19 protein-coding genes are annotated in these 20,037 nt (G+C 65.9%); 7 read left to right on the top strand and 12 right to left on the bottom strand.

Going from position 1 to position 20,037, the window contains the following annotated elements; translation table 11 throughout:
- Window position 1: 1 nt before the first annotated feature.
- Genes CXX84_RS16570 through CXX84_RS16555 form a run of 4 tightly spaced genes read right to left on the bottom strand, consistent with a single transcriptional unit; the run spans window position 2 to window position 5,795 of the window.
- Window positions 2-802 (bottom strand): CoA transferase subunit A, encoded by an 801-nt coding sequence (locus CXX84_RS16570; RefSeq protein WP_102977820.1) that lies wholly within the window; start codon window positions 800-802, stop codon window positions 2-4.
- Window positions 803-841: 39 nt separating this feature from the next.
- Entirely contained in the window at window positions 842-2,005 is a 1,164-nt protein-coding gene (locus CXX84_RS16565; protein ID WP_102977819.1) for an acyl-CoA dehydrogenase family protein, read from the bottom strand.
- Window positions 2,006-2,007: 2 nt separating this feature from the next.
- Window positions 2,008-4,179, bottom strand: a complete 2,172-nt coding sequence (locus CXX84_RS16560) for an acetyl/propionyl/methylcrotonyl-CoA carboxylase subunit alpha (protein ID WP_102977862.1) — start codon at window positions 4,177-4,179, stop codon at window positions 2,008-2,010.
- 8 nt (window positions 4,180-4,187) lie between these two features.
- Window positions 4,188-5,795 (bottom strand): carboxyl transferase domain-containing protein, encoded by a 1,608-nt coding sequence (locus CXX84_RS16555; protein ID WP_102977818.1) that lies wholly within the window; start codon window positions 5,793-5,795, stop codon window positions 4,188-4,190.
- A gap of 146 nt (window positions 5,796-5,941) precedes the next feature.
- Here CXX84_RS16555 and CXX84_RS16550 point away from each other — a divergent pair, with 146 nt between their 5' ends.
- Window positions 5,942-6,583, top strand: a complete 642-nt coding sequence (locus CXX84_RS16550) for a TetR/AcrR family transcriptional regulator (protein WP_189337628.1) — start codon at window positions 5,942-5,944, stop codon at window positions 6,581-6,583.
- Window positions 6,584-6,659: 76 nt separating this feature from the next.
- On the opposite strand, the gene CXX84_RS16545 is transcribed toward CXX84_RS16550, so the two are convergent.
- From CXX84_RS16545 to pdhA, 3 genes are read right to left on the bottom strand one after another with little or no spacing between them, the layout of a single operon-like run.
- Window positions 6,660-8,087, bottom strand: coding sequence for a dihydrolipoamide acetyltransferase family protein (locus tag CXX84_RS16545; protein ID WP_102977816.1), 1,428 nt, complete (start codon window positions 8,085-8,087; stop codon window positions 6,660-6,662).
- Window positions 8,084-9,094: an alpha-ketoacid dehydrogenase subunit beta gene (locus tag CXX84_RS16540; RefSeq protein ID WP_102977815.1), complete on the bottom strand. Its 1,011-nt coding sequence runs from the start codon at window positions 9,092-9,094 to the stop codon at window positions 8,084-8,086. Before CXX84_RS16540 ends, CXX84_RS16545 begins: the two co-directional genes overlap by 4 nt.
- Entirely contained in the window at window positions 9,094-10,263 is a 1,170-nt protein-coding gene (gene pdhA, locus CXX84_RS16535) for a pyruvate dehydrogenase (acetyl-transferring) E1 component subunit alpha (protein ID WP_102977814.1), read from the bottom strand. Before pdhA ends, CXX84_RS16540 begins: the two co-directional genes overlap by 1 nt.
- A 193-nt stretch (window positions 10,264-10,456) precedes the next feature.
- On the opposite strand from pdhA, the gene CXX84_RS16530 reads away from it, so the two are divergent.
- Window positions 10,457-10,930, top strand: coding sequence for an Lrp/AsnC family transcriptional regulator (locus CXX84_RS16530; RefSeq protein WP_102977813.1), 474 nt, complete (start codon window positions 10,457-10,459; stop codon window positions 10,928-10,930).
- A 174-nt stretch (window positions 10,931-11,104) separates the two neighbouring features.
- A complete protein-coding gene (locus tag CXX84_RS16525; RefSeq protein WP_223253129.1) occupies window positions 11,105-11,659 on the top strand; it encodes a hypothetical protein in 555 nt (184 codons plus the stop codon).
- A 103-nt stretch (window positions 11,660-11,762) separates the two neighbouring features.
- On the opposite strand, the gene CXX84_RS16520 is transcribed toward CXX84_RS16525, so the two are convergent.
- The gene (locus tag CXX84_RS16520) at window positions 11,763-13,379 is read right to left on the bottom strand and encodes a cation acetate symporter (protein WP_102977811.1); all 1,617 of its coding nucleotides are present in this window, start codon (window positions 13,377-13,379) and stop codon (window positions 11,763-11,765) included.
- Window positions 13,376-13,756 (bottom strand): DUF485 domain-containing protein, encoded by a 381-nt coding sequence (locus tag CXX84_RS16515; protein ID WP_102977810.1) that lies wholly within the window; start codon window positions 13,754-13,756, stop codon window positions 13,376-13,378. Before CXX84_RS16515 ends, CXX84_RS16520 begins: the two co-directional genes overlap by 4 nt.
- Before the next feature lie 182 nt (window positions 13,757-13,938).
- On the opposite strand from CXX84_RS16515, the gene CXX84_RS16510 reads away from it, so the two are divergent.
- The 4 genes from CXX84_RS16510 to CXX84_RS16495 all read left to right on the top strand — a co-directional run bounded on the left by CXX84_RS16510 (window position 13,939) and on the right by CXX84_RS16495 (window position 17,739).
- Window positions 13,939-15,135 carry a sensor histidine kinase gene (locus CXX84_RS16510; RefSeq protein WP_102977861.1) on the top strand — a complete coding sequence of 399 codons (1,197 nt, stop codon included), beginning with the start codon at window positions 13,939-13,941 and terminating at the stop codon, window positions 15,133-15,135.
- Between the two features lie 66 nt (window positions 15,136-15,201).
- Window positions 15,202-15,918 (top strand): LytR/AlgR family response regulator transcription factor, encoded by a 717-nt coding sequence (locus CXX84_RS16505; protein ID WP_102977809.1) that lies wholly within the window; start codon window positions 15,202-15,204, stop codon window positions 15,916-15,918.
- A complete protein-coding gene (locus tag CXX84_RS16500) occupies window positions 15,915-16,265 on the top strand; it encodes a DUF485 domain-containing protein (RefSeq protein ID WP_102977808.1) in 351 nt (116 codons plus the stop codon). The genes CXX84_RS16505 and CXX84_RS16500 overlap by 4 nt, the downstream gene beginning before the upstream one ends.
- Window positions 16,266-16,272: 7 nt before the next feature.
- Complete coding sequence (locus CXX84_RS16495) at window positions 16,273-17,739, top strand: cation acetate symporter (RefSeq protein WP_102977807.1); 1,467 nt, start codon at window positions 16,273-16,275, stop codon at window positions 17,737-17,739.
- Between the two features lie 22 nt (window positions 17,740-17,761).
- On the opposite strand, the gene CXX84_RS16490 is transcribed toward CXX84_RS16495, so the two are convergent.
- From CXX84_RS16490 to frr, 3 genes are all read right to left on the bottom strand, one after another.
- Window positions 17,762-18,346 (bottom strand): DivIVA domain-containing protein, encoded by a 585-nt coding sequence (locus tag CXX84_RS16490; RefSeq protein ID WP_102977806.1) that lies wholly within the window; start codon window positions 18,344-18,346, stop codon window positions 17,762-17,764.
- Between the two features lie 89 nt (window positions 18,347-18,435).
- Window positions 18,436-19,359, bottom strand: coding sequence for a phosphatidate cytidylyltransferase (locus CXX84_RS16485; RefSeq protein ID WP_102977805.1), 924 nt, complete (start codon window positions 19,357-19,359; stop codon window positions 18,436-18,438).
- Window positions 19,359-19,916 (bottom strand): ribosome recycling factor, encoded by a 558-nt coding sequence (frr, locus tag CXX84_RS16480; protein ID WP_066274709.1) that lies wholly within the window; start codon window positions 19,914-19,916, stop codon window positions 19,359-19,361. Before frr ends, CXX84_RS16485 begins: the two co-directional genes overlap by 1 nt.
- Window positions 19,917-20,037: the final 121 nt, after the last annotated feature.

Below are 20,037 nucleotides of genomic sequence, written 5' to 3'. Positions count from 1 at the left end.
GCTATGCTCCTGCCTTGCCGGCGTCAATACCGCGCGTTTCCTGTCCGGGCCGGGCCAGGGCCACGGTCCGCTTTTCAATGCGTTTCGCCGCATGCGGGGCGAGGACCACCCGCTGGACGAAAATGCCAGGGGTATGGATGTGTTCCGGGTCCAGCTCACCCGGCTCCACCAGTTCCTCCACCTCGGCAATGGTGATCCGCCCCGCCATGGCACAGAGCGGGTTGAAGTTCATGGCAGTGGCGTGGAACACCAGGTTCCCGTGGCGGTCACCTTTCCAGGCATGGACCAGGCCGAAATCCGGTGTCAACGACTCCTCCAGCACGTAGTCGACCCCAGCGAAGGAACGGACCTCCTTGGGGGCGGAGGCGATTGCGATGCCGCCGTGGGCGTCGTACTTCTGCGGCAGGCCGCCGTCGGACACCTGCGTGCCGACCCCCGCTTTGGTGTAGAACGCCGGTATGCCCGCACCGCCGGCGCGCAGCTTTTCGGCCAGTGTTCCCTGCGGGGTCAGCACCACCTCGAGTTCCCCGGCCAGGTACTGGCGGGCAAACTCCTTGTTTTCACCCACGTAGGAGCTGATGGTGCGGCGGATGCGGCCGTCGCGGAGCAGGATGCCCAGGCCCCAGTCGTCCACGCCGCAGTTGTTGCTGACAGTTTCGAGGTCCGATGTTCCTGCCCGGTGCAGGGCGTCAATGAGGGTGACCGGGATCCCGCAGAGTCCGAACCCGCCCACGGCCAGGGAAGCTCCGTCCGGGATATCCGCTACGGCTTCCTCAGCGCTGGCAACAACCTTGTCAATCATCTGTGATCCTCTCAGGCCGGCTTACAGTCCCCGTTACTACTACAGACCCAGTTCGCGGGCGATGAGCATCAGCTGGACCTCCGTGGTGCCTTCCCCCACTTCAAGGATCTTGGAGTCGCGGTAGTGGCGTGCCACGGTGAACTCGTTGATGAAGCCATAGCCGCCGAATACCTGGGTGGCATCCCGCGCGTTGTCCATGGCCGCCTCGCCTGCGACCATCTTAGCGATGGCCGCCTGGGTCTTGAACGGCTTTCCGGCGAGCATGCGGAACGCGGCGTCGTAGTAGGCAAGGCGGGCTGTGTGGGCCCGGGATTCCATGCGGGCGATCTTGAAGGAAATGGCCTGGTACTTGCCGATCTGGTGGCCGAAGGCGCTGCGTTCCTTGGCGTACTTCACCGAGAGGTCCACGCAGCCCTGGGCTGCGCCGGTGGCCAGGGCTGCAATGGCAATCCGGCCCTCATCCAGGATGGACAGGAAGTTGGCGTAACCGCGGCCTTCCACGCCCAGGAGGTTCGCCTCCGGGACGCGGACGTCCTTCAGGGTCAGGGGGTGGGTGTCCGACGCGTTCCAGCCCACCTTGTTGTACGGCTTTTCCGCCTTGAAACCGGGGGTGTCCGTGGGCACCAGGATGGTGGAAATCTCCTTCTGCTGTGTGCCGTCCCCGCGTTCCTTCTGGCCGGTGACGGCGGTGACGGTCACCAGCCGGGTGATGTCAGTTCCGGAGTTGGTAATGAACTCTTTGTTGCCGTTGATCACCCAGCTCCCGTCCTCGCGCTTGGCGTGGGTCTTGGTGCCGCCGGCGTCCGATCCTGCTTCCGGTTCAGTCAGTCCGAACCCCGCGAGCGCCTGGCCGGACGCCAGCACGGGCAGCCACTCCTGCTTCTGCGCGTCCGTGCCGAAGCGGTAGATGGGCATGGCTCCCAGGGAGACGCCGGCCTCGAGGGTGATGGCGACGGACTGGTCCACCCGGCCCAGCTGTTCCAGGGCGAGGGCCAGGGCGAAGTAGTCGCCACCCATCCCGCCGAACTCCTCGGGAAACGGCAGGCCGAACAGCCCCATGTCGGCCATCTGCTTGACCACCTCGTAGGGGAAGCTGTGTTCCTCATCGTGCTTGGCGGAGACCGGCGCCACCACCGTGTCCGCGAAGTCCCGGACGGTGTCGCTGAGGTCCTGGTACTCCTCGCTCAGTTCAAAACCTGCCATGTCTAGGCTCCTTCGCCGTTCGGTGATGCTGTGTCGTTGTTTATGGCTTGTGTGCCAGTGCCGGGACGGATGGTGGCCACCACCTGGTCCGCCTTCACCAGGTCTCCGGGGCGGATGGTGAGATGGACTGTGCCCTCCAGGGGCGCCAGCAGCTGGTGCTCCATCTTCATTGCCTCCACCGAGACGAGAAGCTGGCCGGCCGCCACGGTGTCGCCGTTGCTGACCGGAACAGCCACCACTGTTCCCGGCATGGGTGAACGCACGGCGGGATCTGTGGCGCCCTCTTCCCGCTGGAGAGCCGCGAGTACCCGCTCAAGGCGCGATTCCCGGGTAAGTACTTCCAGCCGGCAGGACCAGCCCCCGTTGCCCAGGAACAGTTCGGCAGGCACAGGATTCTCAGGTCCTGCCGGAGCCGGTCCGCACTGCCTCCTGATTAAGGCGTAGGTCGTGGCGTCGCCGTCAAGGGTGACCTCTGCGTGGTCACGCCGGGGGAACCGCAATGTGGCGATGCGCCGGGGTCCGCCGTCCACGGCAATTGTGACCGCCCCCTGCGTCACTAGTCCGAAGACCTGCACAGCCGCGACACCGCCGTCGGGCGTTCCCAGGCTGATGCGGAGCGGCGCCGGCGCCCCCAGGCGCCAGCCGTTCCTTGCCTGCCAGGGACCCGGCGGCAGGGGCCGATTGTCCGGCTCCCCAGCGGCGATGGTGAAGAGCGCAGCCGCCACAAGCTCGGCCTCCCCCGCCCGCCGGAAGGAGAGCCCGGGCAGTTTGCGTTCGATCAGCCCCGTCTCCAGCCGTCCTGCCCGGACATCGGAGTCGTTGATCAGCAGCCGCAGGTATTCCACATTCGTGTCCAGCCCCAGCGCGGTGTAGCCTGCGAGCGCCGCATCCAGGGTATCCAGGGCAGTTGCGCGGTCCTCCCCCCAGGCGATGACCTTGGAAATCATGGGGTCGTAGCTGGACGATACCTCCAGGCCTTCCACCAGGGATGAATCCACCCTCACCCTGCCGGCCGCCGTCCCGGGCAGTTCGTCCAGCAACAGCACCGTCCCGGTGGAGGGCAGGAAGTTTTTCTCCGGAACTTCCGCGTAGACCCGCGCTTCCACGGCATGGCCGTGAAGTTCGACGTCGGTCTGCCGGACCGTGAGTTCCTCACCGGCTGCGATGCGCACCTGCCACTCGACCAGGTCGATGCCGGTCACCATTTCGGTGACCGGGTGCTCCACCTGCAGCCTGGTATTCATCTCCATAAAGAAGAACTGGTCCGGCGCATCGTCAGAGACGAGGAATTCCACCGTCCCCGCCCCGCTGTAGTTCACGCTGCGGGCGGCGCTGCAGGCTGCTTCCCCGATGCGCGCGCGGATGCCGGCACCGTCCGGCAGGGCCTCAAGCAGCGGCGACGGCGCCTCTTCGATGACCTTCTGGTGCCGTCGCTGCAGCGAGCACTCACGCTCGCCCAGGTGGATAACGTTGCCGTGGTTGTCCGCGAGCACCTGCACTTCGATGTGCCGGGGGGCAGTCACCAGGCGTTCCAGGAACAGGGTGTCATCGCCGAAAGCGCTCGCAGCCACCCGCCGGGCGGTGGCCAGCGTGGCCTCAAGGTCCTCCGGGCGCCGGACCACGTGCATGCCCTTGCCGCCACCGCCCGCCGATGGCTTGATGAGCAGCGGGAATCCCACGTCCGCAGCCGCGGCGACCAGCTGCCCATCCGTCATTCCGGGCTCGGCCACGCCTGGCACCACAGGCACGCCGTAACCGGCCACGTGGTTCTTGGACCGGATCTTGTCCCCCATGATGTTCAGGGCCTCCACCCCGGGGCCGATAAACGCAATCCCTTCGTCCTCCAAAGCGCGGGCAAACTCAACGTTCTCGCTGAGGAAGCCGTAGCCCGGGTGCACGGCTTCCGCCCCGGTCCCGCGGCAGGCGTCGATCACCGCCCCGATCTTGAGGTAGCTCTCGGTTGCCGCGGCAGGGCCAATCCGCACTGCTGTGTCTGCTTCGCGCACGTGCCGGGCGCCGGCGTCGGCATCGCTGTACACGGCGACGGACCTGATGCCCAGGGTGCGGAGGGAGCGGATGACACGGCAGGCGATCTCTCCGCGGTTCGCCACCAGGACTGTGCTGAACCTCGGCCTGCCGGCCGTGGAGGTGCCGGTCAGGGAAGGGGTAGTCATGTGCATGCTCACATCCTGAAGAGGCCGAAGGAGGTTTCAGGCAGCGGGGTCCGGGACACCACGTCCAGCGCAAGGCCCAGGACTGTCCGGGTATCGGCGGGATCGATCACGCCGTCATCCCAAAGGCGGGCCGTGGAGTAGTACGGGCTGCCCTGGTCCTCGTACTGCTCGCGGATGGGAGCCTTGAACGCCTCCTCATCCTCCGTGGACCACTCCTGGCCTGCGGCGTCGTACTGGTCACGCTTGACGGTGGCCAGGACGCTGGAGGCCTGGTTGCCGCCCATCACCGAAATCCGGGCGGCCGGCCACATCCACAGGAAGCGGGGCGAATAGGCGCGCCCGCACATGGAGTAGTTGCCGGCGCCGAAGGAACCACCAATGATGACCGTGAGCTTGGGCACCCGGGCAGTGGCGACTGCGGTGACCATTTTGGCCCCGTTCTTGGCGATACCGCCCTGTTCCGAGTCCCTGCCCACCATGAAGCCGGAGATGTTCTGCAGGAAGATCAGCGGGATGCCGCGCTGATCGCAGAGTTCGATGAAGTGGGCACCTTTGAGGGACGACTCGCTGAACAGCACTCCGTTGTTGGCCACGATGCCCACAGGGTGGCCATGCAGCCTGGCGAACCCGGTCACCAGGGTGGTTCCGTACTCCTTCTTGAATTCGTGGAACCGGCTGCCGTCCACCAGCCGTGCGATCACCTCGTGGACGTCATAGGGGGCATTGACGTCCGTGGGCACGGCGCCGTACAGCTCGGCGGGCTCCGCGGCTGGTTCGACGGCGGCCTGGACCTGCCATGCGGGCGGCGCCGGAGGCGGGAGCGTGGAGACGATATCCCGGATGATCTGGAGGGCGTGCTCGTCGTTGTCGGCCAGGTGGTCTGTCACGCCGGAGACCCGTGAGTGCACGTCCCCGCCGCCCAGTTCCTCGGGAGTCACGATCTCGCCGATCGCGGCCTTCACCAGCGGCGGGCCGCCCAGGAAGATGGTGCCCTGGTTCCGGACGATCACCGTTTCGTCGCTCATGGCCGGGACATAGGCGCCGCCGGCGGTGCAGGATCCCATGACCGAGGCGATCTGGGGAATCTTTGCGGCCGAGAGGCGGGCCTGGTTATAGAAGATGCGGCCGAAGTGGTCCCTGTCCGGAAACACCTCGTCCTGCTTGGGCAGGAAGGCGCCGCCGGAGTCCACCAGGTAGATGCACGGCAGCCTGTTTTCGAGGGCTATCTCCTGCGCCCTCAGGTGCTTCTTCACCGTCATCGGATAGTAGGTGCCGCCCTTGACCGTGGCGTCATTGGAAATCACCAGCACGTGGCGCCCGTGGACCAGTCCGATGCCGGCAATGACGCCGGCGCCGGGTGCCTCGTCGTTGTACATCCCGTTGGCTGCCAGCGGCGCTATTTCAAGGAACGGGCTGCCGTCATCCAGCAGCTGATCGATGCGCTCGCGGGGCAGGAGCTTCCCCCTTGCGGCGTGCCGCTGCCTGGATTTCTCAGGCCCGCCCAGGGCAGCGTCTGCCAGCCGATTCCGAAGGTCCTCCGTCAGCGACAGCTGCGCTTCACGGTTCGCCAGGAAAGCCCCGCTGGCGGGGTCGATCCTGCTGGCAAGGGTCTCCATTGACGCATCCTGTTCCTGTTGCCGCCGGTGGCGTGTAAAGCCAACTCGGTTAGTGCCCAATAACTGAAATTCAGGTTAGTCTCGATTAACTGTGATGTCCAACACAGGAGCTGCCTTGCTAGACTCTCGGGGTCCGAGGAGGAATTGTGCCAAGCACTGACACCGCGCCGTCCGGCGGGCCCGCGTCAACCCTTCGCAGCAAGGCGAAGGAGAACCGCCGCCAGGCCCTGCTGTCTGCCGCCGCTTCGCTGTTCGCGCTGCACGGGTTCAACCGCGTCTCCCTGGAGGATCTTGGCGCTGCTGCTGGTGTCAGCGGCCCGGCTGTTTACCGTCACTTTCCCGGCAAACAGGCTGTCCTGGCGGACCTGCTGGTAACCGTCAGCCAGGAACTCCTGGAGGGCGGCCGGCAGGTGGTGGCAAGGAACGCCGATCCCCTGGCCGCCCTGCAGCGCCTGGTGGAGTTCCAGGTGGATTTTGCCCTGGTCAAACCGGACGTTATCCGGGTCCAGGACAGGGACTTCAGCAGTCTTTCCGAGCAGGACCAGGCGGCGGTACGGGCACTCCAGCGCAGTTATGTGGAGGTATGGGTGGACGTCCTCACCCGCCTCCACCCAGGGACGGACGCTTCCGAACTCCGGATGCGGGCGCACGCCACGTTCGGGCTCATCAACTCCACTCCCCACTCCGTCCGCAGCCACGGCCGGAAGATGGCATCGGGTACGGCCCGCCCCCTCCTTGAGGGAATGGCGCTCGCTGCCCTGCTGGCCGGCTCCCGGACCACGCCCTGAAGCCCGGAGTTTTTGTCCAGGGTATGAAAAACCGGGACCGCTCGGACCCGCGTACCTGGACAAAAACTCCAGCTGCTTAGACCATGGTCAGGACCATACCGGGATCGGCCAGGATGGCGCCCACGTCCGCAAGGAACCGTGAGCCCTGTTCGCCATCCACCAGCCTGTGGTCGAAGGACAGGCTGAGCGTCATGACCTGGCGTAAAGCAATCTCCCCCCGGTACTCCCACGGTGTCCTCCGCACAGCTCCCAGCGCCAGGATGGCCGCTTCCCCCGGATTGAGGATGGGGGTGCCGGCGTCAATACCGAAGACACCGATGTTGGTGATGGAAATTGTCCCGCCCGACAGGTCCCCGGGCGCGGTCCTGCCGGCACGGGCTGTTTCTGCGAGCGCCGCCAGAGCTTCCGCCAGCTGGACCAGGGACAGGCCATCCGCGTCCTTGATGTTGGGCACTGTCAGCCCCCTCGGTGTTGCTGCCGCTATGCCGAGGTTGACGTAGTTGTAGGCGACAATTTCCTGGTTCTCCCCGTCCCAGCGCGAGTTGAGGGCGGGACTGCGCCGCAGGGCAATAAGCACCGCCTTCGCCGCGAGCGTCAGCGGGGTCAGCTTGACGCCGGCGAACTCCCTGCTGTCCCGAAGCTTGGCCAGCAGCTCCATGGCGGGAGTGACGTCGACGGTGAGGAATTCGGTGGCATGCGGCGCGGTAAAGGCACTCTGCACCATCGCAGCGGCCGTGAACTTGCGGACGCCTTTGATGGGGGTCCGGGTTTCCCGCACCGAAGCGTCCTGGCGGGAACCAGGGACCGTCTGCCCTGGATCCGCTGGCTCCGTTCCTGCGGGCGCGGCCAACGGGTGAAGGAATTCCTGGACATCCTCGCGGGTGATCAGGCCCCGGGGTCCGGTCCCGTGGACTTCGGCCAGGTCCACGCCCAGGTCCCTGGCAAGCTTCCGGACAGGCGGAGTGGACCGGGGACGTTCGGTGGTGGTTTCGGCAGGCTTCGCCGCGGGCTTGGTTTCAGCAGGCCCCGCCACCGGTGGTGCGGCCTGGGCAGCATTGGTTTCCGCTGGCCGGCCCCCGGGAAGGTTCCGCTGGCGCCGGGCCGGCCGGCTGGTACTTTCGACGACGGCCCCGTAGCCCACCAGGTTTGGCTCCCTTTTCGGCGCATCAGCCACGCCCTGGCCCACGAGCTGCGCCGGCTCCCCCGCCCCGGCGGAAAGGTTGGCTGGTCCAGAAGCTGCCTGCCCGGCGTCGTCCGCCACCTCGAACGAGACGATCGGCTTGCCGACCTCCACAACGGTGCCCGGCTGTTCGTGGAGTTCCTTGATAACCCCGGCGAAAGGAGACGGAAGTTCCACCACTGCTTTGGCCGTTTCGACCTCCGCGATCACCTGGTTCAGGGTAACGGTATCCCCCACCCCTACCCTCCAGTTGAGGATCTCCGATTCGGTCAGTCCCTCGCCCAGGTCCGGCAGCCGGAATTCCTTGATCATGGTGCCGCTCATCCTTCCAGCCCGCTGAGTGAGTTCGGCCGGCCCAGGGCACGGTCCACGCCGTCCAGGATCCGGTCCAGGCCCGGCAGATGGTGCATTTCCAACTTTGAGTAAGGGTACGGAATGTCAAAACCGGTAACCCGGACAGGGGCGGCTTCCAGGTGGTAGAAGCACCGTTCGGTGATGCTGGCCGCCACTTCGGCGCCCAGGCCGCCCGACTGTCCGGCCTCGTGGGTAATGACCAGGCGGCCCGTCCTGCGGACGGAAGCCACCACCGTGTCGTAGTCCACCGGCGCCAGCGAGCGCAGGTCAATGACCTCGATGGAAATCCCCTCGTCACTGGCAGCCGCGGCCGCATCCAATGCTGTCTTGACCAGCGGGCCGTAAGCCACCAGGGTCACATCGGTGCCATGGGTGAGGACGCGCGCCTGGTCCATGGGTACAGCCGTGGCCGGGTCCAGGGCGTCGTCCACGTCCCCCTTGTCGTGGTAGCGCCGCTTGGGTTCGAAGTAGAGGACGGGGTCGTTGCAGGAGATGGCCTGCTGGATGACGGTGAAGGCGTCCTGGGGATTGGCGACGGTCACCACGCGAAGGCCGGAGGTGTGCGTGAAGTAGGCCTCCGGTGATTCCGAGTGGTGCTCGGGTGAGCCGATACCGCCTCCGAAGGGAACCCTGATGGTGATGGGCATGCTCACCGCTCCCCGGGTCCGGTAGTGCAGCTTGGCCACCTGGCTGACGATCTGGTCAAACGCCGGATAGATAAACCCGTCGAACTGGATCTCCACCACCGGGCGGTAGCCGCGGTAGGCGAGGCCGACGGCGGTGCCCACAATGGCCGATTCCGCCAGCGGCGTGTCCACCACCCGGTGTTTTCCGAAGTCCTTCTGCAGCCCGTCAGTCACCCGGAAAACACCGCCGAGGGCGCCGATGTCCTCACCCAGGAGGACCACCTTGGGATCGTTTTCGAGGGATTTCCGCAGCCCGGCATTGATCGCGCGGGCAAAGGTCATCTGGGTCATCAGCGTGCACCTTCTTCTGAAACGGCCCCTGCGGGATCACCGAAGGAGGCCAGGTAACGGGCATAGTGGTCCTGTTGCCGGTCCAGCCAGGAATTGGGGGTGCTGTAGACGTGCTTGAAGACGTCCAGCGGCTCAGGATCCGGCATGGTGGTGCAGCCGGTCCGCATCCCGCGGGCCACGGCGTCGGCCTTGTCCTTCACCTGCTGCTGCAGCCCGTCGGTCAGGAGCCCCTTCCGCTCCAGGAGGGCGGCGATGCGGCTGATGGGGTCCTTCGCCGCCCAGTCCTCAAGTTCGTTGGCGTCGCGGTACCGGGTGGGGTCATCCGCCGTCGTATGCGGACCCATTCGGTAGCTGACCGCCTCGATAAAGGTGGGACCGCCGCCCCGCCGTGCCCGGTCCAGGGCCACGCGGGTGGCTGCCATGACAGCCAGGACGTCGTTGCCGTCCACGCGCAGGCTGGGGATCCCGAACCCTGCGGCCCGGTCTGCCAGCTGGATGTGGGACTGGAGCCGGACGGGCTCGGAAATGGCCCAATGGTTGTTGGTGCAGAAAAACACCACGGGGACCTGGAAGCTTGCGGCGAAGACCATGGCCTCGTTGACGTCGCCCTCGCTGGTGGCACCGTCTCCGAAGTAGGTGACGGCAACGGAATCGGCGCCGTCGTTCTGGATGCCCATTGCATAGCCTGTGGCGTGGAGGGTCTGGGCACCGATGATGATCTGCGGCGTGGCCATGTTGATGGCGTACGGGTCCCAGCCAGAGGACGCATTGCCCCGCCACACGCGCACTATGTCCGTCAGGTCCACTCCCCGGCAGTACGCCACGCCGTTCTCGCGGTAGCTCGAGAAGACGAAGTCGTCAAGCCGGAGTGCGCGGCCTGAGCCGATCTGTGCGGCCTCCTGCCCCAGGAGCGGCGGCCACAACGCGAGTTCGCCCTGCCTCTGCAGGGCGGTTGCTTCGACGTCGATGCGCCGGATGACCGTCATGTCCTCAAAGAGGGAGCACAACTGCTCGTCGGTGATGTCCCGAACCCAATAGTCGAACTCCGGATGGCTGACCCGCTCCCCGGAAGGAGTAACCAGCTGGACCAGGTCCCGCCCCTGCCCATGGGGGTGCCGGGCGCTGTTGGGGGCGGCTGTTCCGCCCTGGCCCGTTTCGTCTATAGACACGATAGCCCGCAACCTTCTCACGTCGTTGACCCGCGGTTTCAGGACTTGTGGTCCGCCGGCCGCCGGCCGCCCGGGCGCCGTTGCCCCGGATAATGTGACCCTACTCACAATGCTCAGGAGGTACAACCACCGGCGCGATCACTGAGCAAAATGCTCCGCGGGACGGCCCGGGACCGTGCTAGCGTTGCGCATTATGCAAGCCCTGGATGGCACCGACACCCGCCTGCTCTCAGCCCTGGCCCAGGATCCCCGGAAGACAGTGGTGGCGCTCGCCCAAAAGCTCGGCCTGTCCCGTAACACCGTGCAGGCCCGCATGGCCCAGCTCGAGAAGAAACACGTCTTCCTGTCCTTCGAGCGGCGGATCAACCCGGCAGCTTTGGGCTACCCGCTGATGGCGTTCATCTCCGTCCATGTCCAGCAACAGCGGCTGGCCCGGCTGGCGAAGGAGCTTGCGGATATCCCCGAGATTCTTGAAGGCTACGGATTGACCGGTTCGGCCGACCTCCTGCTCCGGGTGGTGGCACTGGACGCTGAAGACCTGTTCCGGATCAATGGAAAAATCCTGGCGTGCGAAGGCGTGGACCGGACCGACACGGCGTTGGCCATGGGAGAGCTCATCCCCTTCCGCGTCCAGCCCCTGCTTGACCGCGGTTCCGGCCACGGCTAGAGCCGGCCACCTTTCCACGTTGACGGCGGGCAAGCGATGCGCGACGGCGGCGGGCAGGCTGAAAGCGCGACGGCGGCGGCCTCCGCTATAGGCTGGGTCCCAGTTAATTCCCGGGCCGGCAACGGTTCCCGTCCAGACGGTGCGACGCACCACGTATTCCGGAAAGGCTCCATCTTGGGCGCTCCTCAGGACCCTCATCAGCCCGGCCATCCAGGCCCGGCACATCAGCAGTTGTCCCGGCCGCCCCAATGGCAAAGCCCTGGCTCCGCCCCGTTTGGGCTTCCGGGACAGCCCCCGCCCAGGAGCAGGCGGAAGCTGTGGATTATTCTGGCCGGCGTCGGCGGCGTCCTGCTGCTGGTGGTCCTCGGCATCCTTATCCTGATCAACATCGTGGGCAGCGCCACCAACCAGGCACGGGGCCTGGCCGACGACTTCACCACGCTGGTCCTCGCCGGGGACAGCTCCAGGGCGTACGACGAATACCTTGACCCCGCCCTGCAGGAGCAGCTGTCCAAGGAGGCCTTCATTGCAGGTATCGAGAGCCTCGGCATGGATGAAAACTGCACGCCGGATTACAGCGACCTCAAGGTCAACACCGAGAACGGCATCAAGTCCGCGGACATAGCAGGGCTCATCACCTGCGAAGGCAAGGAAGTGGACCTCGCCTACCGTTTCCAGGGTACCGACGAACTGAAGATGACCAACATCAAACTGCGGCCCGCAGCCTAGGGGCAACACGGCACCCGGGCGCCGCCGCGGACACCAAAAGAGCCTCCGTACCGGGAAACTGATTTCCCGGTACGGAGGCTCTTCGCGTTGGTGGTGCCCGGTATTAGTGGTCGACGGCCTTCTCGGCGCCCACTCCGGTCAGGGAACGGACTTCCATTTCGGCCTGCTTGGCGGTGTCCTCGCGCTTCTTGTCGATCGTCGTTCCGAGCCAGCCCAGGAAGAAGGCCAGCGGGATGGAAACGATGCCCGGGTTGCTCAGCGGGAACAGTGCGAAGTTGGCGTCCTTGATCATCGATGTGGCTCCGCCGGAAACCACCGGCGAGAAGATGATCAGGATGATCGCGGAACCCAGGCCGCCGTACATGCTCCAGACCGCGCCCTGCGTGGTGAACTTCCGCCAGAACAGGGAGTAGACGATCGTGGGCAGGTTGGCGGAGGCGGCAACGGCGAAGGCGAGCGCCACGAGGAAGGCGACGTTCTGTCCGTTGGCGAGGATGCCGCCCAGGATGGCCAGGACGCCGATGACCACAACGGTGCGCCGGGCCACCTTGACCTCTGTGTCGGCGTCGGCCTTGCCCTTGGAGATGACGCTGGCGTAGATGTCGTGGGCGAAGGAGGCGGCAGCTGTAATGGTCAGGCCGGCAACAACGGCGAGGATGGTGGCGAATGCGACAGCCGAGATGAAGCCCAGCAGCAGCGGCCCGCCCAGGTAGAAGGCCAGCAGCGGGGCAGCGGAGTTCACGCCACCGGGTGCATTCTTGATGGTTTCGGCACCAACCAGTGCAGCGGCACCGTAGCCAAGCACCAGGGTGAAGAGGTAGAAGAGGCCGATCAGCCAGATGGACCACACCACGGACTTGCGTGCTTCCTTGGCGGTGGGGACCGTGTAGAAGCGCATGAGCACGTGCGGCAGTGCTGCGGTGCCCAGGACGAGGGCAAGGCCCAGTGACATGAAGTCGATCTTGGAGGTTTCCGTCTTACCGTACTGCAGGCCCGGATTCAGGACAGCCGGATTGTTGGCCGTCTCAACTGCGGCGCCCAGGAGGCTGGAGAGGTTGAAGCCGTAGATGGCCAGGACCCAGAGGGTCATGACGGCTGCACCGGCGATGAGCAGGATAGCCTTGATGATCTGCACCCAGGTGGTGCCCTTCATGCCGCCGATCAGGACGTACATGATCATCAGGGCGCCGACGACGATGATGACCAGGGCCTGTCCGCCCCAGTCGCTGATGCCCAGCAGCAGGGAGATCAGGCTGCCCGCGCCTGCCATCTGGGCCAGGAGGTAGAAGAAGCAGACGGCGAGGGTGGAGATGGCGGCGGCGATGCGGACGGGCCGCTGCTTCAGCCGGAAGGACAGCACGTCGGCCATGGTGAACTTGCCCGTGTTGCGCAGGAGCTCCGCAACGAGCAGCAGTGCCACGAGCCAGGCCACCAGGAAGCCGATGGAGTACATAAAGCCGTCATAGCCGTTGATGGCGATGGCGCCGGTGATGCCCAGGAATGAGGCCGCGGAGAGGTAGTCGCCTGCGATGGCGGTTCCGTTCTGGGAGCCCGTGAAGGAACGGCCCGCCGCATAGTAATCCGCGGCGGTCTTGTTGTTCCGGCTGGCGCGCAGCACGATCACCATGGTGACGGCCACGAAGATGCCGAAGATGCCCATGTTGAGCAGCGTGGTTTCTTTCAGTGCGGCAACGTCCACTGCTGTAGCGATAGTGATCATTTGGTGGCTCCGCCTACTCGGTTGCCGTGCTTATCGAATTCGTGGCCCTCGATCTCATCCCGGATCTCCTTGGCGATGGGGTCGAGCCGCTTGTTGGAGTAGTGGACGTACCAGCCGGTGATCGCGAACGTCGACACGAACTGGAGCAGGCCGAGGATCAGGCCCACGTTGATGTTGCCCCAGACCTTGGTGGACATGAAGTCCACGGCGTAGTCGGCGAGCAGGACGTATGCGAAGTACCAGAGCAGGAATGCGACTGCCATGGGGAAGACAAAGCTGCGGTGACGCTTGCGCAGTTCCTTGAACTGCGCCGTCGATTGGACCTGCTCGAAGTCCACGGACGCCGCTGCGTCCGGAGTGTGGGCATCGTTACCCATCGTTCCTCCTCGTTGAGACTTGCCTGAACACACCCAACGGCAGGCCCGGAAACGGGGTACCGCAAATGTGACTGCAATCACTCTGCTTGCTGCCGGCCACCAGTTTCCAGACCTTTCCCGCCCGTGGTCGCTCAACGGTCGGGATGCTGCGACAAACGGCAGCCGCGGTTACGCTGGGCACCATGCCGGACTCTCCCCTCCTGACTGCCGCGGCCGTGGCCGTCATCGCCATGGCCATCGCCGTCGTCGTCGGTGTGGGGCTCAAGGTGCTCCGCTCCTTCCGGGACCTTGGCACCGACGCCGAACGCGCCACGTACCACACCCTGCACGCCGCGTCGCAGGCAGGCCAGCACCTCCGCCGCGGCCTCAACCCCGCGGGAGCGGCCAAGGCCAGCCGGCAGCTGCGCACCCTCCTGGGCTGTGACGCACTGGCCGTCATGGACACCTCCGGCGTCCTGGCGTGGGACGGAGCACGCGAGGACCTGAAACCCCGGATGATGGACCTTGCTGCGGGCGTCCTGGCGAGCGGCCGGACAACTGTCCTTCCCGCTGGTGAAGCAGGGGCCGGCACGGACACCACTGGCGGACCGCTTGCAGCCGTGATCGCCCCCGTGCGCGCCGGCACCCGGGTAGTGGGCGCTGTCGCTGCCTTCGCGCCAACTGCCGGCGCAGGACTGGTCCGCGCCACCAGCGAAGTGGCTGACTGGGTCGCCGTGCAGGTGGAACTCGCGGAACTGGACGCCTCCCGCACCCAGCTGATGGAGGCCGAGGTGCGGGCCCTGCGCGCACAAATCAGTCCGCACTTCATTTACAACTCGCTCAACGCCATCGCGTCGTTCATCAACACCGACCCCGCCCGCGCCCGGGAGCTGGTGGTGGAATTCGCCGATTTCACCCGCTATTCCTTCCGGCGGCACGGCGACTTCACCACGCTCGCCGAGGAGCTCCGCTGCATCGACCGCTACCTGCTCCTGGAACGCGCCAGGTTCGGTGAACGCGTGCAGGTCAGCCTGCGGGTGGCGCCGGAGGTGCTCAGCACTGTGATCCCGTTCCTGAGCCTGCAGCCGCTGGTGGAGAATGCGGTGCGGCACGGGCTCGAAGCCAAGGAAGGTCCGGGGCACATCAGCATCACCGCCAACGACGCCGGCGCGTTCGCCGAGGTGACCATTGAGGACGACGGGGTGGGCATGGACCCGGCACAGCTCCAGTCGATGCTGGCCGGCCACACCGACGGTGAGCACGTGGGCCTGCGCAATGTCGATGCTCGACTGCGGCAGGTCTACGGCAACGACCACGGGCTGGTGATCGACACGGCCCCCGGAGAAGGAACCCTGATCACCATGCGCGTTCCCAAGTCCCAGCCGGGCCATGATGCCTGACCCGCGCCGGACCCGGTCGGGCAGCTCCGGCACGTTACCCGGGCGGCGGAAAGCTACCCTAGGAGCATGATTAACGTCCTCGTCGTCGACGATGAGCTGCCCGCCGTTGAGGAACTGGCATTCCTGCTGGGCAAGGACGAGCGCGTCGGCAGGATCCTTCGGGCCACCTCGGGCAGCGAAGCCCTGAAGGCGCTCGCGTCGGCCACGGTCGACGCGGTTTTCCTGGACATCCATATGCCTGCAGTGTCCGGCCTGGATATTGCCCGTGCCATTGCCGGCAACAGCCGCCCGCCCGCCGTCGTGTTCGTGACGGCGGACGAGGACCACGCCCTGGATGCTTTCGAACTCGCTGCGGTGGATTACCTCCTCAAACCGGTGCGGGCAGAACGCCTGGCCCGCTGCGTGGGACGCATCAGTGAACTGCGCGACGGCGGCGCCGCCCCGGAGATGATCACGGTGGACCAGGGCGGCACCACCAAGATGATCAGGCGCGACGACGTAACGTACGTCCAGGCCCAGGGAGACTATGCGCGGCTCCACACCGCCGAGGCCAGTTACCTGATCCGGGTTCCGCTTGCTGACCTTGAACAGCAGTGGGCGGATGCAGGCTTCATTCGGACCCACCGTTCCTACCTGGTGGCCCTCAAGCACGTTTCCTCGATGAAGCTGGCGGCGGACGGCCCCAGCGTCACGGTGGCGGGTGCCGGACTTCCCATCAGCCGGCGGCACCTCCCGACGGTACGGGAGAAGCTCGAGGCCACCCGGATCAGGCCGAACACGTGACCAGGGTGCGGGTGACGGCTCCGCGGACTGCCGCGCGGCCGGCGAAGGAGACGCGGGAGGCGGCGCAGGACTCAGAGGTGGGCCAGGTCTTCGTCAGGTCCCTGATCAGGTCCCAGCTGCGGCTGGCTTTGGTGGTGGCTGCGGGTTTCCTGCTGATCCTTGGCGCCTTCCCGCTGCTGCTGGCCGTTGTCCCTGGCCTGGCGGAAACCCGTGTTGCGGGCGTTCCGTTCGCCTGGCTCCTGCTGGGGGTGGGCATCTATCCGGTGATCGGGCTCAGCGCCTGGCTGTATATCCGGACGGCGGCCCGCAACGAGGCGCGCTACCGGGACCTGGCGGAGGACCAGTGATGGCGCAGTGAATCCGGGCGTGGCCCTGGCTGCCCTGGTCGGGGTCTCCGTCGCAACCGCAGTGATCGGTTTCTACGGCCTGCGGATTTCACGGACCACCGGCGATTTCTATGTCGCTTCCCGGACGGTCCGGCCGTGGTGGAATGCTTCGGCAATTGGCGGTGAGTACCTCTCCGCTGCCAGCTTCCTGGGTGTTGCCGGCCTGATCCTGCTGTCCGGGACGGATGCGCTGTGGTTTCCGGTCGGGTACACGGCGGGATACCTGATGCTGCTCCTCTTCGTGGCGGCGCCGCTGCGCCGGTCCGGGGCCTACACCATTCCTGACTTCACCGAGGCCAGGCTGGACTCGCGGCCGGTCCGCAAGGTCACGAGCCTGGTGGTGGTGCTGGTGGGCTGGCTGTACATCGTGCCGCAGCTCCACGGTGCTGCCCTCACCATCCGCATCACCACCGGACTGCCGTCCTGGGTGGGTTCGGTGGCTGTGGTGATCGTGGTGTGCCTCACCGTGGTGGCAGGCGGCATGCGTTCCATTACGTTCGTCCAGGCGTTCCAGTACTGGCTGAAGCTCACGGCGCTGGCCGTTCCCATCCTCTTCATCATCTTTGTCCTCGCCGGCAGCGGATCCGCGCCGCTGGCACCGCCGGCGGTTAATCCCACCGGTGTGGCCCCCGCCGGGCTCTACCAGAACGTGTCTCTCCTGGTGGCCCTCCTGTTCGGAACCCTGGGCCTGCCGCATGTGCTGGTGCGCTTCTACACCAACCCGGACGGGCAGTCGGCCCGCCGCACCACGCTGATCGTCCTGGGCCTGCTGTCCGTGTTCTACCTTTTCCCCACCGCTTACGGGCTGGTGGGACGGATGTTTGCTCCCGGCCTGGCGCGCGCCGGCCAGGCCGACGCCATGGTATTGCTGCTGCCCGGGGAACTGGTGGGCGGGACGGCCGGCGACCTGTTGTCCGCGCTGGTGGTCGCCGGGGCCTTCGCCGCGTTCCTGTCCACCACCTCGGGACTGGTGGTTTCCCTCGCCGGGGTTATCAGCCAGGACGTCCTGGGCGCAGGCGTTAACGGCTTTCGGCTGGCAGCCGTTATCTCCGCCGTCGTGCCGCTGGGTTTTGCCTTCATGACTGACTCATTCGCCCTCGCCGGGAGCGTGGGGCTGGTGTTCGCCTTCACGGCTTCCACCGTCTGCCCCGTGCTGCTGCTGGGCATCTGGTGGCGGGGCCTTACCGACGCCGGTGCCATCGCCGGCATGCTGACAGGCGGGGTCCTGTGCGGAGGGGCGATGATTGTTGGCGCCTTCGCCGGCGTCGCCACCACGCCCGGCTGGCTTGCCCAGCCGGCAGCATGGACAGTACCGGCTGCCTTCGCGGTGATGGTCATCGTGTCCCGCGCAACCGAGCAGCGGATCCCGAAAACGATGTCCAAGGTGATGACCCGCCTCCACACCCCCGAACGGCCGCTGGCCACCGAACGCTGAGGCGCAACCGGGGCAGCCCGGATCAGTCGATGGCGGCCATAAGCTCAACAACGCGGTCCAGGAAGGCGTCCACCTGGGCTTCCTCGTACCCGTCCTGCCCCACGGCGGGCCGGAAGGCCGCACGGCGGACGCTGTCGACGCTGAGCGGTTTGTCCTGCTCAAGGTAGGCAATCAGCTCGCGGCACAGCCGGTCGACGTCGGCCGTGTTGTAGCTGCGCACCTTCTTTTTTGCGGGACGGCGGAAGCGGTCGCCGTCGGGACGGTGCAGGCGGCCGCGAAGGATGCCGGACAGGTTTCCGATCTCGCGCAGCCAGGCTTCTTCACCACGGGCTGCGATCAGCTCATCCCGTTCCCGGCGGGCAAATGCGTCTTCCAGCCGGTCCAGGGCGGCGTCCACCACGTTTGCGGAGTAGCCGCCCTTGACCGGATCGAACGAGACGGCCCTGACGTCCGCACTGTTGACGGGTTCCGCCGCTGCCTCTGGGGTCTCCAATGACACGCGCGCACGCTGCAGAAACTGGTCCACCTGTTTGGCGTTGTAGCCATACTCACCGCGCTGTACGCGCTCAAAGGACGCAGGGATCTGCCGATGAATGTCCAATGCCACTTTGCTTCCTTCAATACTCTTCAGCCGTAGTGCTTCAGCACCAGCTTATGTGTGCCACGGGTTCCCTGCCGCTCCGGCAGGCGTTTGCGTCAGGCGCCCGCCACCAGTCCGTACAGGACAAACGCGGCAGGGGATGCAAACACGATCGAATCGAGCCTGTCCATCACACCGCCGTGCCCCGGCAGGATGCTGCTCATGTCCTTGATGCCCAATTCACGCTTGACCATGGATTCCGCCAGGTCCCCCGCTGTGGAAGCCGCTACCAGTCCAACTGCCAGCACCACGCCCACCCACCAGGGCTTGTCCAGCACAAAGAGGCAGGCAAGGACGCCAATGAGCATGGCCCCGCCGATGGACCCGGCGAATCCTTCCCATGACTTCTTGGGGCTGATCTTGGGAGCCATGGGATGTTTGCCCAGGGACGCCCCCACCAGGTATCCGAACGTGTCGTTGGAAACCACCAGCAGCAGCATTACGGCCACCTGCCAGGCACCGTGGGGAATTGTTCCTCCCGGCCACAGCCCCAGAGGTGTTGCACCGCCGGCAGCATGCAGCGGCAGCACTGCGAAACTGATGAAGAACGGCACCCAGCCAAGCGTGAAGACGCCGGCAAAGATGCTGTTGGCTGATCCTGCCGCACTTTCGATGGACCGCCACAGGAGCACGGCCACTGAGCTCAGCAGCATGGCCAACAGCTGGCTCTCGATACCTCCAAGGTAGGCGGCAAACGGTATGGCTACGGTACCGGTCATCACCGGCACAATGGGCATCCTTGTACCGTTCGCTTCCAGCGCGCGGTAGATCTCCCATACGCCGAAAACGGCGAAGGCCGTGGTTACCGCTACGAAGCCCAGCGGGAGCAGCAGCAGTCCGCCGAGGACGGCAAACAACATGGCCAGGCCCACCACCACTGCGGCCGGAAGATTCCTCCCGGCCTTCGGCGTCGGGTTGCCCCTGGGCTGCTTCCCCCGTACGCGCGTCCCGGGAACCGGGGCCTGATCTGCCTGGCCCATCAGACTTCGAGCAGCTCTGCTTCCTTGCGCTTGAGCAGCTCATCGATGCCGTCGACGTGGGCCTTGGTGAGGCTGTCCAGTTCCTTTTCCGCCCGGGTGCCTTCGTCTTCACCGGCTTCGCCGTCCTTGACCAGCCGGTCCAGGGTTTCCTTGGCCTTGCGCCGGATGTTGCGGATGGAGACCTTTGCGTCCTCGCCCTTGGTCTTGACGATCTTGACGTATTCCTTGCGGCGTTCCTTGGTCAGTTCCGGGATGGTGATCCGGATGACGTTGCCGTCGTTGGACGGGTTGGCGCCCACCTCGGAGTCGCTGAGCGCGCGCTCAATGTCGCGCAGCGCCGTCTTGTCGAAGGGGGTGATAAGGATGGTGCGCGCGTCCGGGATGGCGAACGACGCGAGCTGCTGCAGCGGAGTGGGTGACCCGTAGTACTCCACCAGGACCTTGTTGTAGAGGCCCGGGTTGGCACGTCCGGTGCGGACGGAAGCGAAGTCTTCCTTGGCTACCTCGACGGCCTTGTCCATCTTTTCTTCGGCTTCGAGCAAGGTTTCTTCGATCACGGTCTCTCCTGAGGATTATGGTGCGGTCCGGGGCGCCGGGTCCATGCACAAACGTGGTTCTTTGTTGCCGGCCCGCCCCTGCCGCCAGGGGCAGGGACGGAATGTCCTGAAATCATCCTAG

The sequence above is a fragment of the Arthrobacter sp. AFG7.2 genome, assembly GCF_002892835.1.
Classification (GTDB): Bacteria; Actinomycetota; Actinomycetes; order Actinomycetales; family Micrococcaceae; genus Arthrobacter.
Note: the sequence above shows the minus strand (reverse complement) of the source record. Positions and strands in the feature narration are given on the sequence as shown.

Bases quoted from the DNA above. Each gene is read 5' to 3' on its own strand.
- CXX84_RS16545 (WP_102977816.1), bottom strand. From the start codon at position 8,087: ATGAGCGGCACCATGATCAAGGAATTCCGGCTGCCGGACCTGGGCGAG.
- CXX84_RS16515 (WP_102977810.1), bottom strand. From the start codon at position 13,756: ATGGGTAACGATGCCCACACTCCGGACGCAGCGGCGTCCGTGGACTTC.
- CXX84_RS16555 (WP_102977818.1), bottom strand. From the start codon at position 5,795: ATGGAGACCCTTGCCAGCAGGATCGACCCCGCCAGCGGGGCTTTCCTG.
- CXX84_RS16520 (WP_102977811.1), bottom strand. From the start codon at position 13,379: ATGATCACTATCGCTACAGCAGTGGACGTTGCCGCACTGAAAGAAACC.
- CXX84_RS16505 (WP_102977809.1), top strand. From the start codon at position 15,202: ATGATTAACGTCCTCGTCGTCGACGATGAGCTGCCCGCCGTTGAGGAA.
- CXX84_RS16570 (WP_102977820.1), bottom strand. From the start codon at position 802: ATGATTGACAAGGTTGTTGCCAGCGCTGAGGAAGCCGTAGCGGATATC.
- CXX84_RS16565 (WP_102977819.1), bottom strand. From the start codon at position 2,005: ATGGCAGGTTTTGAACTGAGCGAGGAGTACCAGGACCTCAGCGACACC.
- CXX84_RS16510 (WP_102977861.1), top strand. From the start codon at position 13,939: ATGCCGGACTCTCCCCTCCTGACTGCCGCGGCCGTGGCCGTCATCGCC.
- CXX84_RS16560 (WP_102977862.1), bottom strand. From the start codon at position 4,179: ATGACTACCCCTTCCCTGACCGGCACCTCCACGGCCGGCAGGCCGAGG.
- CXX84_RS16530 (WP_102977813.1), top strand. From the start codon at position 10,457: ATGCAAGCCCTGGATGGCACCGACACCCGCCTGCTCTCAGCCCTGGCC.
- CXX84_RS16540 (WP_102977815.1), bottom strand. From the start codon at position 9,094: ATGACCCAGATGACCTTTGCCCGCGCGATCAATGCCGGGCTGCGGAAA.
- CXX84_RS16485 (WP_102977805.1), bottom strand. From the start codon at position 19,359: ATGGGCCAGGCAGATCAGGCCCCGGTTCCCGGGACGCGCGTACGGGGG.